18 protein-coding genes are annotated in these 14654 nt (G+C 50.1%); 7 read left to right on the forward strand and 11 right to left on the reverse strand.

Features of this window, described 5'->3' with window-relative positions; translation table 11 throughout:
- The 5 genes from H8S52_RS03065 to H8S52_RS03085 form a co-directional block, all read right to left on the reverse strand.
- Positions 1 to 213, reverse strand: coding sequence for a hypothetical protein (locus tag H8S52_RS03065; protein ID WP_004293628.1), 213 nt, complete (start codon positions 211 to 213; stop codon positions 1 to 3).
- A gap of 149 nt (positions 214 to 362) precedes the next feature.
- Complete coding sequence (locus H8S52_RS03070) at positions 363 to 620, reverse strand: hypothetical protein (RefSeq protein ID WP_004303959.1); 258 nt, start codon at positions 618 to 620, stop codon at positions 363 to 365.
- Positions 621 to 636: 16 nt separating this feature from the next.
- The gene (locus H8S52_RS03075) at positions 637 to 1029 is read right to left on the reverse strand and encodes a hypothetical protein (RefSeq protein WP_004303960.1); all 393 of its coding nucleotides are present in this window, start codon (positions 1027 to 1029) and stop codon (positions 637 to 639) included.
- Positions 1030 to 1299: 270 nt separating this feature from the next.
- Positions 1300 to 1671: a hypothetical protein gene (locus tag H8S52_RS03080; RefSeq protein WP_004293624.1), complete on the reverse strand. Its 372-nt coding sequence runs from the start codon at positions 1669 to 1671 to the stop codon at positions 1300 to 1302.
- A gap of 65 nt (positions 1672 to 1736) precedes the next feature.
- On the reverse strand, positions 1737 to 2309 hold the full coding sequence (locus H8S52_RS03085) for a hypothetical protein (RefSeq protein WP_004293623.1): 573 nt from the start codon (positions 2307 to 2309) through the stop codon (positions 1737 to 1739).
- 1923 nt (positions 2310 to 4232) lie between these two features.
- On the opposite strand from H8S52_RS03085, the gene H8S52_RS03090 reads away from it, so the two are divergent.
- The 3 genes from H8S52_RS03090 (at position 4233) to H8S52_RS03100 (ending at position 7405) form a co-directional block, all read left to right on the forward strand.
- Positions 4233 to 5024 carry a hypothetical protein gene (locus H8S52_RS03090; RefSeq protein ID WP_117513723.1) on the forward strand — a complete coding sequence of 264 codons (792 nt, stop codon included), beginning with the start codon at positions 4233 to 4235 and terminating at the stop codon, positions 5022 to 5024.
- A 526-nt stretch (positions 5025 to 5550) separates the two neighbouring features.
- Positions 5551 to 6798 carry an ATP/GTP-binding protein gene (locus tag H8S52_RS03095; RefSeq protein ID WP_004293619.1) on the forward strand — a complete coding sequence of 416 codons (1248 nt, stop codon included), beginning with the start codon at positions 5551 to 5553 and terminating at the stop codon, positions 6796 to 6798.
- Complete coding sequence (locus tag H8S52_RS03100) at positions 6773 to 7405, forward strand: RloB family protein (RefSeq protein WP_004293618.1); 633 nt, start codon at positions 6773 to 6775, stop codon at positions 7403 to 7405. Before H8S52_RS03095 ends, H8S52_RS03100 begins: the two co-directional genes overlap by 26 nt.
- 151 nt (positions 7406 to 7556) lie before the next feature.
- Here H8S52_RS03100 and H8S52_RS03105 read toward each other — a convergent pair whose 3' ends face one another.
- The 6 genes from H8S52_RS03105 to H8S52_RS03130 all read right to left on the reverse strand — a co-directional run bounded on the left by H8S52_RS03105 (position 7557) and on the right by H8S52_RS03130 (position 10744).
- The gene (locus H8S52_RS03105; RefSeq protein WP_004293617.1) at positions 7557 to 8000 is read right to left on the reverse strand and encodes a hypothetical protein; all 444 of its coding nucleotides are present in this window, start codon (positions 7998 to 8000) and stop codon (positions 7557 to 7559) included.
- Positions 7987 to 8226, reverse strand: a complete 240-nt coding sequence (locus H8S52_RS03110) for a hypothetical protein (protein ID WP_004293616.1) — start codon at positions 8224 to 8226, stop codon at positions 7987 to 7989. Before H8S52_RS03110 ends, H8S52_RS03105 begins: the two co-directional genes overlap by 14 nt.
- A gap of 156 nt (positions 8227 to 8382) precedes the next feature.
- Positions 8383 to 8820, reverse strand: a complete 438-nt coding sequence (locus H8S52_RS03115) for a hypothetical protein (RefSeq protein WP_004293615.1) — start codon at positions 8818 to 8820, stop codon at positions 8383 to 8385.
- A gap of 2 nt (positions 8821 to 8822) precedes the next feature.
- Positions 8823 to 9956: a phage antirepressor KilAC domain-containing protein gene (locus H8S52_RS03120; RefSeq protein WP_004303966.1), complete on the reverse strand. Its 1134-nt coding sequence runs from the start codon at positions 9954 to 9956 to the stop codon at positions 8823 to 8825.
- The gene (locus H8S52_RS03125; protein WP_117513722.1) at positions 9943 to 10281 is read right to left on the reverse strand and encodes a hypothetical protein; all 339 of its coding nucleotides are present in this window, start codon (positions 10279 to 10281) and stop codon (positions 9943 to 9945) included. The genes H8S52_RS03120 and H8S52_RS03125 overlap by 14 nt, the downstream gene beginning before the upstream one ends.
- Before the next feature lie 10 nt (positions 10282 to 10291).
- The gene (locus H8S52_RS03130; protein ID WP_004293612.1) at positions 10292 to 10744 is read right to left on the reverse strand and encodes a hypothetical protein; all 453 of its coding nucleotides are present in this window, start codon (positions 10742 to 10744) and stop codon (positions 10292 to 10294) included.
- A gap of 288 nt (positions 10745 to 11032) precedes the next feature.
- On the opposite strand from H8S52_RS03130, the gene H8S52_RS03135 reads away from it, so the two are divergent.
- From H8S52_RS03135 to H8S52_RS03150, 4 genes are all read left to right on the forward strand, one after another.
- A complete protein-coding gene (locus H8S52_RS03135) occupies positions 11033 to 12355 on the forward strand; it encodes a DUF935 family protein (protein ID WP_117513720.1) in 1323 nt (440 codons plus the stop codon).
- 224 nt (positions 12356 to 12579) lie between these two features.
- On the forward strand, positions 12580 to 13215 hold the full coding sequence (locus H8S52_RS03140) for a phage minor head protein (protein WP_008142943.1): 636 nt from the start codon (positions 12580 to 12582) through the stop codon (positions 13213 to 13215).
- Positions 13196 to 13774 carry a hypothetical protein gene (locus tag H8S52_RS03145; protein ID WP_008860784.1) on the forward strand — a complete coding sequence of 193 codons (579 nt, stop codon included), beginning with the start codon at positions 13196 to 13198 and terminating at the stop codon, positions 13772 to 13774. The genes H8S52_RS03140 and H8S52_RS03145 overlap by 20 nt, the downstream gene beginning before the upstream one ends.
- Entirely contained in the window at positions 13771 to 14475 is a 705-nt protein-coding gene (locus tag H8S52_RS03150) for a hypothetical protein (RefSeq protein WP_004293608.1), read from the forward strand. Before H8S52_RS03145 ends, H8S52_RS03150 begins: the two co-directional genes overlap by 4 nt.
- Positions 14476 to 14654 lie beyond the last annotated feature (179 nt).

The raw sequence follows: 14654 nt of genomic DNA on the forward strand, positions 1-14654 counted from the left end.
CTAATCTTTTGCTTTTACACCGAACATGTTCTCCATTGTACTGGCGAGGGCTTCCTTGAAACCGTCGCTTACGCCCCAGTATTCAAGTAACCCGTTGCCGATGACCTGCATCTGTTTGTCGGTGGGCATATCGCCATCATACCCGTATTCCTTGAGCAGGGCACGGCTGATGATGACACCTTTTATCTCGTTGATTCTATGTTCCTCTCCCATAGCCGTTAATACATCTTTACCCGCAGACCAGATATCTGCTTTCTCGTTATTTCTGTCATTTTCTTTATCCGTTTATAAAAGCATAGGGGCATTCCGCCCCCATAGTTGTTATTAATTCATATTATTTTGCATGATTTTTTCCGGAACACCTATCCGGCATAGATGTACTTGAGCTTGGGCACTCCGTTCTGGAGCACGGTGAAGGCGTTTTCTTCCACCTGCACGTCCTTTGCCTTTGGCCACCATAGCCACGAGAGTTTCCCGTCGGGTTTGAGGAATGCCACGGCATTACCCTGCACTTTCCCGACCTCACGCACGCCGAGGTCTTTTCCGCCCTCGAACAGCCGGACACACCGCCACTTCGAGCCAAGCGTCATTTTCCGTTTCACGTCTGCTAATGTTTTCATACTCATTGCGTTTTTATTATTGCATATAAATTCTGCATTTCCGGTTGCACCGTCTCAGGCTGTCCGCCGAGAGCGGATAACTGCGGTTCAAATGGTCGGGAAACCCTTCTCGGAACATCAGCTCCGCCGTAGCGTACTCCTTGCACCATTTCCGCCGACGTCTCCCACGGGCAGGTCTCGTTTCCGGCATCCGCCTTTTCGGAGATTTCGGCACACGCCATTTCCCACCGACAAACACCGCTTCATATTCCCGTTGTAACACGCCGCTGCAATACGCCGCCACGCTGACAGCGGGCACACTTCCGAGCTGTCCCGTCGCGGCAAGGCTGTCAAGCGTATCGGTGGCAGCCTTGAAACTGGCAAAGCACCCGTAACTGCGGGTGCGCTTTGCGTCAAACACTTCTATCATATTTATTCGTTTTATTATTGGCACATCCGTTCTCCGCTTCCCCGCACAGGATAACAGCGGAAGCACGGCAGGCGGTTCCGCAGAACGCCAGACCGTGCTTAACCGTGTTATATACAAGGTCGGCACAACGCCTCACGGCGCAAGGAAGTCATATCGGAGGGAATTTTAGAAAAGTGCGGGCATTTCAGGGTGCAATCCTGACACAGTGTATATCAATGCCCGAAAAAGCGCGCACGCCCCGCAGTTTCCGCAGCACGTGTGCGCGTCATGTCACTCGCCATCGTCCCCGCTGTCAATTCCTGCGGTGATGTTGCATATCTCCTGCAATGCCGATTCTATCTGCACAAGGTCGTCGATGTCGAACTTCACGGCATCGCAGTCCTTCTCCCACACTTGGCGGGCTATGAAGACGGCATCATGCAGCGACCGCTCGGACTCTTCCAGAGCGGTCTTCAGGTCGTCCACGGTGTACTCCCCGTCCTGCGGCGGAGGTACAGTCCCGGCACCGTTTTTTGCCGGGAAATTCTTTTCGCCTATCACGTTACAGTTGCTTTCGCCCGAAATGAAAAGCGCGTATCCGTGGCATACGTCACAAGAACACGCGCTTACGACGGCAGATACGAAAAGGGCAGGCAGTCCCACACGTTCAGCGGGCTGCCTGCCGTCCTTTTGCCTTTTTCGGGCAGGTTTCAGTTACTCCGTTGCCCTTATGCCGCCTTTTTGCTTTCGTCGGCAACCGTTCCGGCAGGCTGTTCCGCCACCTTTTCAGCCTTGCCGGTCTTGGTCGTTTTCTCGGTTGGCTTTTCGAGGCTGGCGAGGTTCGGGGCGAAATCCATGGCGTTGCGGATAGCCTTTGCAGCGGCATGGATTGTCTTTTGGAAATCACGGTTTGACTTCTCGAGGTCTACTTTGGTCGGCACAAGACCGATACGCGCCCAAACGCTGTCGGTAAGGTCGTACTTCTTGATACGATTTCCCGACTTCTCGCAGATGATGATTTCCGCAGGGGTTGTGGCACGGAATTTCGAGCGTATGCCGTCGGCATCGGCACGCAGTTTCTTTTCCTCCGCAATGGTGTGCCACATAGTTGCGACCATGTTTTTAATCACACGGAAAATCTCGTTGTCCGACTTGTCGGCAGGCTCAAAGTCCGCACCGAAAAAGTGCTGTGCCGTCTGCACGAGTTCACCGTCCTTGTTGGTAGAGTTGTAAACCAACATGATACCTGCAAACGAACCGATGTTTGCATACTGTTCCTTGTTCAATTTAGAAGTTGCCATAATGATAAAATTTTAGAAACACTGCGCAAAATCACGCATTGCGGGCACTCGGGGAGTCGAACCCCGAACTTTGCACCATAGCGCAAAGTGTGGCATTTCCTGCCACGCGCCCAAAAATTTGCCGTGCATTTCACCCTGCACGGCAAAATTTTTCGTAACTTTGTCGCACTTAAAACGTACCCCATAGCAGAGCTATCCAAATGAGCGCATTTTCGGCATATCGTATCTTTGCACGAGTTCTACTCATCGTGTCGTGGCTCTGCGCTGCTTTACTCCAATTTCGGCAAGACGCTTCTCTGGCACGTTCCGGATCTTTTCCAATCCGGCAGCTAACAGTAAGGCGGTGGGCGGCTGGTGATTATGGGCATAACATTGGCAATGCTCTTTTCTCAAGCTCCGTGCGGACTGTTTTTCCGCTACCGTGCATTTTATCTCCGTGCGCACAAGGGCGCAATTATGGCATTATTCTTGCACGTCCTTTTCAGTGGCGGTATTCTCAATACTCCCAGCGACTTGCAAAAGTCTTGACGTATTTCCGGCACTCGGAATAAATACGATTTATCCCGTTCCATAAATTTCCCTACTTTCGTAGGTTGGCAATACTGGTATTATTGCCCCGTGCGAAGCGTGGTTATTTAACGCACTCTTTAAGCGTACCTAAACGCACACGGTGTTGTTTCGGGTGTTACCCTTTGACGGCTCAACAACTCACTTTCGTGTAAACGCCGTTTTTGTTTCTCGCTCTCGGCGGTCTTTGCTTTTCTGTTTTTTAATTCTGTTTTTTACTATCTATTTTTTTATTCGTTTTTCTCCGTACTTGTTTGCCGTTTGTTTGGCTTTCGAGTACATGACTATTATAAAACCGTTTTTCAGAACTGCAAAACTTTTTGAGAAAAAAAATTTGGAACGTTCCAAAAACAGCCTTTTTGCGAATATGGAACGCACGCGCGCGAAGTGAATTTGTAAATAGTTGAATATCAATAAAATAGAAAAAATGATTTTCTTTGAAAAAAATTTTTCCTTTGCAAAAATCAAAAAAGCCCCGTTTCAACGTATGTATAAAATCAAAATCAGTTTTGTCTATTGATTATCAGATTATTAGCTGCTTAAAATGGATAAAATAGGACTGAAAAGATTTTTTTACTTTCAATTTGTAAGCAAAGATAATGTAAAAGACGTTTTTAGGCTTACTTTATACAAAAGTAAACCTAATAAATTATTGATATTCAATGGTGTAATAAAAATAAAAAGATTGGGGAGGGTGTACCCTCGGGTGCGGATTCGGTCTCTGTCCTCGGGCCGTTTTTTCAAGTCCGGTTTTCCAAAACGGCTCAAAATGCGGCTTTCGGATTGAAACTGTAAGCAGGTATCAAAAAATATACAGTAAAGTACTTGTATTTATCATGGTTGCTTAAGGTGCTGGTGTTCACCATGTCCCATATTTTTGAAATATTCTCATTTGTGGATGCCTGTCCTTTCAATTTTCACGGGTGTACAGACTTTCTGCACGATTTCCGGGTTCCGGCTTGAAGCTGTTTTTTAGATACGCTGAAAACGTATCAAAAAATATATAGAGACACGTCGGTATATTGACTGTTCTTAACCGGATTGGACGACGGAAAAGGAGGATGTGTATTCCTGTCATTCAGTATGTTCGGATATGCTTTTCACAATCGGACAATCTTGTAATGTTTTGTTCCTTAATCATATAGAATATACAGAACGAAGCTATCCACATGGATTCCGACTTATTTGTACGGTTTTTGTGACTTTATACAGGAAACCGTGGAAATGCAGAAGAAATGGGGTTCAGTCACCTGCCTTTTTGGTGAATTATACGTATATTTGCCGTATTGTATCCACTTATGTATGAAGTATGGCATTTTGCTGTTACAGGAAATATCTGGATAAAGAATCGAAAGAATGGAATCATATCATAAGAAGAAAATCGGGAGTATTCCGAAAGACAGCACGGGTGGGTCGTCCATTCGCAAGGGAATGGTCGTCTTCAACGGTGGGACATCGGAAACCGGACTTGTGGGAGATGTCACGGGTAATTGCGTGTCGGTTCCGGTAAGGATGACTGCGGGCAGAGAACTCGTTACCGATGACGCGGTCATGTTTCTGAATGATTGCCGGGAAGCGAGCGCAGAGCAAAAGATTGCCCTCCAACGCCTGCTGAACGAAGGCCATCTTGCATGGGACAAGCGCCGGGGTGTATGTTCGGAATCTCTCTATGCTCCCAAAGACGGGCAGTTGGTAAAACTCAGCATCTTGGATGAGCATGTAATACTGGGGGCTTTCAAGGAAATCGACGCAAAAGGACATGTTGTGCTGTATTGCCTGCTGGACGAAGACGGGAGCCTGCGCTATTCCCTGCATGAAACAGTCGGGTACGCGGTGAATCTCCAGATACTGCCTATCGGAACCAGTGGCCGTAGCAGGCTTTCCGATGCCCTACGCCAGAAAGGGCTTGCATGGAACGGACGGCTGAAGGAACTCGAACGGCTGGCAACACGTGTCAGACGCGGTGACAAGTACTATTACCTGAATGACATACTGGAAATCCGTGAATGCAGGGACAACAACAGGCCGGCGGACAGGAAACGGTTGGAATGCGGGAACTATTTCATGGAGTGGAGGGATGCCGAACTGGTACGTGACTGCGTGCGCTCTGTCGTAAGGCTGAACCGCGACAAGGATGCCAGACGGTAAGAGGGTGACGGTATAAGGTATTCGTTCTGTTTCTCTCTCTTGTATCTGGGGAGGAAGTGGTCCTTTAATCCTCATCTTATCCGTTTTCAACACTTTCCGATTCAAAAAAACAGACGGCGTGCCGTCTGTCATGATTTGTTTCTTTTTTGGTATCTTTTTTCTTTGCGTCAAAGAAAAAAGTACATCTTTCTTCTTTCTTCTTGTATAATACTACTTATAGTATTGTTGCTACATTTGTAACACCCCTCCTGTCAGATACACGGTACATTTGTACCACATTGAGGGGAAAGATGTGGCGAATTTCGCGTCTTTCCACCCAAATTCCACTATCGGGAGCATGAATCGCAAGCCGATGTTGCCGCTTCGGAAAATTGCAGTCGCCTTTTGCAGGGCAGCATTGCAAGAACGAAAACGGTCTGATTTTCACGTGCAGGAAAATAACCGCAAAAAGAGATCCGATAAAACATCTATATATAAAAAATATCCCCTATATTTGCATGAAATTTACATATAACTGCGATATAATATGATTATTCAGTTCACAGTCGAAAATTTCCTTTCGTTCAAGGAGCCGGCGACCTTGTCTTTGGCTGCTTCCGCGCTGAAAGAAAAACAGACCCGGTCCGATGAGATTGTTTTTGAGCTTGAAGGTACGAACCTCTCTTTGCTGAAGAGTGCGGTCATCTACGGGGCCAATGCCAGCGGGAAATCGAATCTAGTCAAAGCGCTCGATTTCTTCAAATGGTTTGTCATCAATTCCTCCAAAGGCGTGCAGTCCGGCGAAAGCATACGGGTGGAAAGTTTCCGTCTCAACCGGAGGACGGAACAGGAGCCCAGTTATTTTGAGGCGGTCTTTGCCGACGAAACGGTCCAATACCGCTATGGGTTTGAAGTCGATGAAAAACGTGTACACCGGGAGTGGCTTTATCAAAAGGGCAACAAGCGCAAGGCAAAGGAGGTGGAACTGTTCCTGCGTGACGGCGATGAGTATGAACTGCATCCCAAATTTTCGGTCGGCAAAGAGGTTGTCGCCAAAAAAATGGTGCGCGACAATGCGCTGCTTCTTTCCGTGGCAGCACAGTTCAACGAAAGCGTCTCGGTGGAAATCATGGGATGGCTGGCCAACACCACGATTGTTCTTGGCAGCAGCGACGAGCGGATTTGGGAAATGGCGATAGCCCAGATCGATGATCCGTCCATGAAAAGGCGTATTGTGGAGTTTGCCCGGTTTGCAGACTTCGGAATCGACGACATACGCAAGGTTGACAATACAGTCATCAGTTCACACCAGCAATATGACGAGGAGGGCAACGCCACGAAGACGGTCACTTTCCCGTTCCGCGTAAACGAGTCGGAGGGTACGATCAAATACTTCTCGCTGGCTTATCCTATAATCGACGCGTTGGATCATGGCAAAAGGCTGGTTGTCGACGAGTTCGACTCGAAAATGCACCCTCTGTTGACAAGTCGCATCATCGGGCTGTTCAATTCCAGAGTGACAAATCCCAGGAATGCACAGTTGATTTTCACGACACATGACACCAACCTGCTTAATGCAAGCCTGTTCCGCAGGGATCAGATCTGGTTTACACAGAAAGATTCGTTTGGAGCCTCGGAACTCTATTCGTTGGCGGAATACAAGGTTCGCAACAGTGCACCTTTCGAAAAGGAGTACCTGATGGGGAAATATGGCGGTATCCCTGTCATCGGCCAGTTTGAACGGTTATTTGACCTGAGGGAGGAAGAATATGGCAGCACGGACGAACAAGCGTGATCCACGCGCGGCACGGACACTCAGGCGTATCAGTTTTGTCCGTGAGGTCAAACAATCCTTCCTGATCATCTGCGAGGGGGTAAATACGGAACCGGATTATTTCAATGCATTTCGCCTGACTTCCGCCAATATTAAAGCGGTAGGCCAGGGACTCAATACGGTAGGTCTTGTCCAAAAGGCTTTACGGATGAAAGAAGAAGAGCGGAAGAAAGGACGCGAGTATGACCAGTGCTGGGTGGTATTTGACAAGGATGACTTTCCCGATCGGGATTTCAACCGGGCTATCGGTATGGCGGAAGCCGGTGGCATGAGGGTGGCATACAGCAACCAGGCTTTCGAGTATTGGTTCTTGCTGCACTATAACCTGGTACAAGGCCCGATGCACAGAAATCAATATGAAACAAAGCTATCCGGCTTGTTGGGCTTCTCCTACAACAAGGAAGCCGGTACAGGCGGTCGTGTTTTCAGGGAGCTGGGCGGTAAACAGGCTCAGGCCATCACGAACGCAAAAGCCGTATTGCGCCGAATGGAGGGAATACCGCCGGCACAGGCGGAATCTTCGACAACGGTGCATCTTCTTGTGGAAGAACTGAATAAGTATATTTAGCATATTCTGTCGTTTGCCCGGATAATATTGTACCCGGCTACCACCTCCTTCCGGTTTTATCGGATTTTATGTCGCAAAAACACAAAAACAGACGGCAAATCACAACGATGCCGTCTGTTTTTATTCATTTACGTTCCGTGGACAGATACGCTCAAACTTTTCGGTGTCTCTCTTTCCATTGGCTGACCTCTTCGTCAGAGACGGATGCCACGGTCCTTTTTTCCACATCGAACATCCGATGACAGAATGCCCTGGTAGAAAAAGGATTTCCAAGTTCCGCCAATATCCCTACAAGCCGGTTGTAGGAATCCATGTGCCACAGGTAATCGTACATCCCGCTGACCGGCACCCGTTCAAGCAATCCCATACGCGTTGTCTTTTCCACGCACTTGTCGAAAATCCGCGAACCCATCTCCATGTTCTCCATGTAGTACCGCTTGCTGCGCAAGGTGTCGTAACCTTTTTCACGCAGGCGTGTACGGTCTGCCATGTACAGCATGAAGATGACCTCTTCCGGGGTGAACGCGCCGACCAGCCCGGTGAAGCATTTCATAAACGGTATCACGTGTTGCCTTTTGTCGTCATTCCCTTTCATGTCCGTTTTCGCGTTCGTTCGTCCGTAATGTTTCCGCTTCCCCGTCATCCTTAATCGACGGATTGACATAGAACTGGCATATCCTGCCGTTTATCATCGGTTTATACACGGCGTATCCCAGTTTTTTGGCGTAACGCCCCACGGATACGCGGTTGGCGAACTTGCCGGTATGTTCCGTCAGGTGTTCCGACATCTCCCCGACGGTCATTCTGCTTTTCAGTTTCATATCATTCGCGTTTAAATGTTTTCCTGATAAAGGATAGCCGCGACTAATACGAACTGTTTGCAAATGGTATGAATTAATAAGAGGCGGTTCCATGAAATCGGCAAAGGAGGAATCAACCGGTTATACTGATACTTCATTCATGAAACCGTCCCTCATCTATTTTCCCATTATCCGGACAATCTCCCGTATCGTGTCGAAGTTCCGCTCGTCCAGCCATTCTTTGGCCACGTTCCACGAGAGCGACATTCCGAACTTCAGGTTCTCCATGGTGATGGTATGGTGCGACAACCTGCCTTCAGTGGGCTTGAGCCCTGCCGCATGCAGTTCACACAGTCCGTCCTGAAAGAATGTGCACCCGCCTGCTTCCTGTTTCGCCTGTACCATCGGCACGATATACGGGATTTTTCCTAACAGCAGGCCTACCGCCCACCGAGTGGGTGCAAGACGCTCCCTGTATCCGGCTTTCAGCAACCGGAGGATGTCTTCCGGCGTACCGAGGCACGGTATCCGGCATTGCTGCCTGCACAGACGGCAACGGCACTCTACCGGCCGTCTTCCTGTCTTGCGGATGATCCGCTGTAATGCCGTTTCCATCGCTATGCACCCGGTGGGCAGTATTCAGGGTTCCTCTTGCGCCACAGTTCTATGATACACTCCCGTCCGGCCTGTGTCCATCGTTTGGTGGATCCGAAAGTATATACCTTGCCCCGGCTGTTCTCCCACGTGTAAGGCACATCGCATTGCCAGGCCCGGCAGGAAGGAAAGACCACCCATTGCCGCTTCTCGTACTTGCAGATGCCCTCTTCGGCAAGGAACTGGTGCAACTGTCGCGGCGATATGCCGAGTTCGTCAGCGATGCGCGTGCTCTTGAACCAGTCCCTGTTCTCGATAAACTCCTCGTAGAATACGATTTTCGGCAGGGATTCACTCACCACCTTCCGCAGTTCCAGAATCAGTCTCGTCGCCGATTCCATATCCTGCGGCATGGGACAATCCATACAGGGCAGACCGGGTGCCGCCACCCTGGGGCGTTCGCGTACGATTGTCTTCCCTCGTTTCACGGAGAGTTTGCCGATAGCCTCGCCCAACCATTCCGCCAAAGACAGGTCAGGGGCGATCCATCTGGCCAACGGTATGACAAGCGGTGATTCCAACCAGGTCGCACCGTGCCCCCGCCCCCGTGTGGTGAAGACTTGCGACTCGTATTTCCCGGTATGTCCGTTGCCGGCCATTTCCCTGCGGAGCATATCCGTGGAAGCGATGCGTAGCCATTCAGACGGGATTTTCCCGAAGTGCATCGTGATCTGCGTGGCGTTGACCATCAGCTTGTCGCCGACACGCCGGAACGTGACGGGGAACCCTTCCTCGAAGTGCATGACGATGTCGTCCTGCGGGACGGCGTGCAGCTCCCCGGCTTCCAGTTCCAGAAGCTTGTTGCCCCACACTTCCAATTCATCAAGCAGGTCACGGGGTATAATAGTCTCCTTGCGTACCAGTTGTAAAAGCCGACGCATATCGATGGGACGGAAACCCCACTGTTCCCTGCCGTTTTTCCGGAAACTGATTTTCAATGCCGTCGGGCAAACACGGGCGATGGCGCCGTTTTCAAGCAGTTCGTCCCGCTTGAGTATATCGCATATATCCACGGCGCAGATATGGAGCTGGCCGTTATGGTTCCGGGAAACCCTTATGTTCCAGTCCCGGAACGGAACATTCCTATTTTCCCTCATAGGTATTTCCTCCTTTCTTTTGGTTATCAGACTTACGTTTGTTTTCAAGCAAGGCTCTCTTATGTGCCATCTTGCGCACCGGATAGTACGTGCGTTTCTCGCCGCAAAGGGCGTCATAATCTTTCAGCATCAGTGTGCCGAGGTCGGCCAGCTCGATTTCCACATCCGGATGCAGATGCCTGAAATAGAATCCGCCGCTGCATACATACTTGCCCGTGCAACAGAATGAGATAGCCTGCAAGTTGCCTTTTGTCAATTCCGCCGCGCTGTGCAGCGAGCGCGTGACCGCTACAAGAACCTGTGCCCCGTTGAAGATGAGCACCATCTTGGGTCGTTTAAATGTGCTGCGTCTCATGTTGTTCTAAAATTTGCGTTAATTCCTCCTTTGTAAATCTAAGACCGGCAGCCTGTACCAGCCAAGTGTCTGAAACCGTAAATCCACCGGACAGCAGTTCGTCCACGCGCTCCAGAAGGTAGACACCGAACGCGGGATCGATGTAAACGACAAATAATAGAGCCAGACATTCATCAATTAACAGGTGTCCCGACGCCTCGTCACGGATGATCATCTTTTCCCTGTCTATTCCGTAGGCGTCTGCCAACGCCGTTGCCCAGTGATGGAAAGCGACACGGAAATCACGGACATTATGCCGGCGTGCATCTCCTTTGGCCTGGATGAAGCGTGTCGCGTCGAAATAGACCGGTCCGTCTTCCCGTAACGTTCCGAAAAGCAGATCGGGGAACTCCCTGTACCGGATTATCCGGCAGGGAATCTTTTCTTCTTTCATGTTCTCTTTTTCATTGTTCTTGGATTTGTATCTAACGTGGTGCAAAGATATATCTTTTTAATATGAAATACACTATAAATATATACATAAATTACACTTTTAATAAATTGTTAATCACTGATAATAAGATATTTACAACATAAATAAAACCGAAATATCTATATATTTAAGTTGTATATTTCGGTTTGTAAATCAAGCATTAAGAGTCCCGTTCTCCATATATTCTTTTAGCCGTAAAAACCTCTCTTGAGGATTGTCTCTACTCTTTGAACAAGAAACAAAAAAATTATGGCTACATCGGACAAATCATTTAACGGGGAACTCTTGGAGAGTATTTTTAAGACCTCCAAAAAGACAATTCAGGAGTATGTCCGCGAAATCGAGCGCAACAACCGCTACCGTTCATGCCGTCAGGATACCGGCTCGGGATATATTCTCGATGACCGCGCCCGGCTCATTGACCTGTATGAAGCCTGCCTGCAACAGGACGCTCATATACGTTCCGTTGTCGAGACACTGGAAAGCCAGATTCTCGGCGACCGCTATATGCTTGCCCGTGTAAACGAAAAGGGAAAATACATCAAGGACGTGGCGAACTCCCTGAAGATACAGGGTTCGCAGTTCGACAAGATAATCAAGGGCATAGTGGAATCCAAGCTCTACGGGTACACCCTGCTTGAAATCATGCCGCATACTGACCCCAGAACGGACAAGCTGGCGGAAGTCAACATCATCGAACGGCGTAATGTGTTGCCGGACCAGAAAACGGTACTGAAGCGGCAGGGACTGTGGGAGCCGCATTGGGATTTACATGACCCGGCATATTACCGTTGTTATGTACTGGTAAACTCCGGCGACTTGGGACTTTTTTCCGCCACGACCCCTTTGATACTGGCCAAGAAATTCACGGTGGCCAACTATGTGAACTTTTCCCATACTTACGGACAGCCGATTATCCACGGAAAGACGGTCAGCGAGAGCAACGCCGACCGCAAGAGGCTGGCTAACGAGATAGCCAACGCGGCACAGAACAAGGTGGTGGTTACCGGCATTGAGGACGAGGTCGATATCAAGACATTCACCATGTCCAACTCGGAAAAGATATATACCGGGCTTATCGAGTTTGTGAACAAGGAAGTTGCCAACCTCGTGCTCGGCTCCGAGTCGATGGCCGGAGGGATGCAGTCGTACGTGGGTTCCACGAAAGCACACCAGGACATTTTCCGCGACCGTATCGAAGTCTACCGTCGGTATATCGAAAACGTCATGAACGAGGAGATAATCCCCCGCCTGGTGGCTATCGGGTATATCCCCGGAGGATTGGAGTTCCGGTATTCGAACCGGATAGAGATGAGCAACGAGGACCGCATCAAGCTCTATTCGCTGATCACGGACAAATATGAAGTGGCGGCCGATGAGATCGAGAAAGAGTTCGGTATCAATGTGGGCCGGCAGCTCAATGTTATCCCGGGATTAGGTTTCGGAGCCGAAGGCGGCTCATCCGGTCTCAGCCACAACGACCGGGGCATCATGTCGGACGAGGAGTATTTCCGGCGTTACGGACGCCCCCGGGGGGCGAAGGTCGGAAATTTTCTGCGGGGAGCGGAATAGAAGCCCGTCTTCCGCTCCCGGACAACGCTCCGTTCAGGGCTGTCAGGGCATCTGCAACCACGGAATCCGATACGGAAAAGGAGTATCGTGTCATTTTCGATGCATTCCGCAGGCTGATCCTCTATTGGGAGAACAGCGCGGAACGTCTCGACATTATAGAGGACATCATCACCCTGCGTGCCTCTTTCCTCATAGACCGTGCGCTGACAGGTCTGCGAATCGATATGGACCGGGCATTGGAGATACTGAAAAATCACAACTCCTTTACAACAGAGAGGGAACGGCAGCAGCGTGACATCCTGATTGCAGCTATAGACAACCTGGTGGATTTTGCCGCGGCAGAGGAGTATGCCATGCTCGGGGAACTGCCCGAGACAGCGGATGAACAGGACATGGAAGCATACGAAAAGATATGCCGCAGGTATAACCTCGTCCATGCGGAGGAAGAGAACAACCAGGTATTCTTCGCGGCCTCGATGGCCGCATGGTGGATGGCGGTGGATATGGATACCGTGCTTACCTACATGACACAAGGCGATGAACGGGTACGTGCCTGGCATCTTTCATTGGAAGGGATTTCCTTCCGCAAATCCGAGTTTCCTCCGGAGCTGATACCGCCGATCGAATGGGGATGCCGCTGCTTTCTGGTCGCGGAGGGGTTCGCCGCTGTCCGGGCGGCTTTGCCGGATAAGGGAGACTATCTGGAAAAGGTGGATCCGGTCTTCCGGGAGAGCCTGGCAACCGGCGGGCGTATCTTTTCCGATGCGCACCGCTATTTCTCCGTCCCGCTTCCGGGTTACATGAATGATATTGTGAAACGCATTAAAGGAAAGTTCGCCTATGCCCAAGATAACGCTTGATGAGTTTTGCAGCCACTGGGTAAGCAGGACCAGTACGCGCGTCATGGCCAGCCGGCTGGAGTTCAACGTATTCGACTTCGCAACTGCTGCCGGTGACTATACCAGGCAGCAGTTCGTGTCCTCATTCGCTTCGGGGGGATTCAACGGTAGCAAATGGGCGCCTCGTACCTCCAAATGGGGAAAGAGGTTCACCCATCCTCTCATGAACGATACGGGGACTCTGGCCCGGAGCATACAGTCGGAAGCCGGCCGGACAGACATAGTGGGACGGCGTTCGGACCGTACGCGCATCTTCCGGAAAGGCGCCAGGTATTGCATGTGGACTACGGAAAAGAGCTTTCCAGTCAAGGGCAAGCGGGGACGCAGCAAGGAGCGTTACGGGCATTATGCCGCCATACACAATACCGATCCGAAGTTCGGGCTGTACACGGTAAACCAGTATTCCACGCGCCGTCCCGTACACCGGCAGTTCATCGGATTCTCACCGAAGACGGACGACTATATCGCCGCCCATTTCATAGATATGATTTTTAAAGGATTTCCACACCAGCCGTTATGATAAAAGACAAACACCCAGCACCACAGCCCGCACAACCGTCGGCACCGGCGGAGAGCCTGCCTGAAGAAGTTTCCGCGAACCCTTTCGTGGAGATATACCGGGCCGTTAAGCGGGCTGTCCTGACCCTGCGGGAGAATCCGGACGACCCGTTGTCGCCGCCCCTGTTCAAAACCGTCGCTATCGACAACGGCCAGTTCGCCCGCATTGTCCGTGACGATAACACGGAGTATGAGACTGTGTTCCCTGCCGTGTTCATCCACTTTATCAACGTGAGGTACCTGGTACAGCAACAGCGTATCGGTGAGGGACGCGCCACCATGCGCGTGCGGTTTATCCTGAATACGCTCAACAATGCGGACGAAGACAAGGAATGCGAGGCGTTTCTGGTCTTCCAGCGGCTCAATGTAGCCATACAGGATGCCAAGAACCATGAGCCGGCGCTGAGCGAGCGGTGCAACCTGACCTATTTCGACATGCCGCTTTCAACCAATATGTTGCAGGCGTACTGGATAGACTACGAGGTATGGTTCAGGGAATCTTCCGCGTGGAAATACAGGGACTGGGTAAAAAGGTATGTGGTCATGCCCCCGTTCACCCAACACAGCGATGCGCCGCAACATGACAGCGGCGGACACGGCTTCCATCCGCGTCCGGAACATGACGAAGTATCTGGTTTTTCGGATACCGGATCGGAAAATTGAAATCCATGCAGGAGATTTATCCGCACTGCGTATAAACAGACATGAATCAGCAGATAATACAAGACTCATGATACATTTTCTGTACTTGCTGAATTTAGAATGTTCAGCATGCCGGTCTTGATACAAATAGTTGCAACCGGTCTGTAATTTGAACAATCTATTATACTGTAAAGATAATC

It is taken from the genome of Bacteroides sp. NSJ-48 (genome assembly GCF_014287405.1).
GTDB lineage: Bacteria > Bacteroidota > Bacteroidia > Bacteroidales > Bacteroidaceae > Bacteroides > Bacteroides stercoris.

What these genes read in the sequence shown, in the direction of transcription:
- H8S52_RS03115 (WP_004293615.1), bottom strand. Translation starts at nt 8,820, where the DNA reads ATGGAAACGGCATTACAGCGGATCATCCGCAAGACAGGAAGACGGCCG.
- H8S52_RS03130 (WP_004293612.1), bottom strand. Translation starts at nt 10,744, where the DNA reads ATGAAAGAAGAAAAGATTCCCTGCCGGATAATCCGGTACAGGGAGTTC.
- H8S52_RS03090 (WP_117513723.1), top strand. Translation starts at nt 4,233, where the DNA reads ATGGAATCATATCATAAGAAGAAAATCGGGAGTATTCCGAAAGACAGC.
- H8S52_RS03110 (WP_004293616.1), bottom strand. Translation starts at nt 8,226, where the DNA reads ATGAAACTGAAAAGCAGAATGACCGTCGGGGAGATGTCGGAACACCTG.
- H8S52_RS03095 (WP_004293619.1), top strand. Translation starts at nt 5,551, where the DNA reads ATGATTATTCAGTTCACAGTCGAAAATTTCCTTTCGTTCAAGGAGCCG.
- H8S52_RS03105 (WP_004293617.1), bottom strand. Translation starts at nt 8,000, where the DNA reads ATGAAAGGGAATGACGACAAAAGGCAACACGTGATACCGTTTATGAAA.
- H8S52_RS03135 (WP_117513720.1), top strand. Translation starts at nt 11,033, where the DNA reads ATGGCTACATCGGACAAATCATTTAACGGGGAACTCTTGGAGAGTATT.
- H8S52_RS03075 (WP_004303960.1), bottom strand. Translation starts at nt 1,029, where the DNA reads ATGATAGAAGTGTTTGACGCAAAGCGCACCCGCAGTTACGGGTGCTTT.
- H8S52_RS03140 (WP_008142943.1), top strand. Translation starts at nt 12,580, where the DNA reads ATGGACCGGGCATTGGAGATACTGAAAAATCACAACTCCTTTACAACA.
- H8S52_RS03065 (WP_004293628.1), bottom strand. Translation starts at nt 213, where the DNA reads ATGGGAGAGGAACATAGAATCAACGAGATAAAAGGTGTCATCATCAGC.
- H8S52_RS03070 (WP_004303959.1), bottom strand. Translation starts at nt 620, where the DNA reads ATGAAAACATTAGCAGACGTGAAACGGAAAATGACGCTTGGCTCGAAG.
- H8S52_RS03145 (WP_008860784.1), top strand. Translation starts at nt 13,196, where the DNA reads ATGCCCAAGATAACGCTTGATGAGTTTTGCAGCCACTGGGTAAGCAGG.
- H8S52_RS03150 (WP_004293608.1), top strand. Translation starts at nt 13,771, where the DNA reads ATGATAAAAGACAAACACCCAGCACCACAGCCCGCACAACCGTCGGCA.
- H8S52_RS03100 (WP_004293618.1), top strand. Translation starts at nt 6,773, where the DNA reads ATGGCAGCACGGACGAACAAGCGTGATCCACGCGCGGCACGGACACTC.
- H8S52_RS03085 (WP_004293623.1), bottom strand. Translation starts at nt 2,309, where the DNA reads ATGGCAACTTCTAAATTGAACAAGGAACAGTATGCAAACATCGGTTCG.
- H8S52_RS03125 (WP_117513722.1), bottom strand. Translation starts at nt 10,281, where the DNA reads ATGGTGCTCATCTTCAACGGGGCACAGGTTCTTGTAGCGGTCACGCGC.
- H8S52_RS03120 (WP_004303966.1), bottom strand. Translation starts at nt 9,956, where the DNA reads ATGAGGGAAAATAGGAATGTTCCGTTCCGGGACTGGAACATAAGGGTT.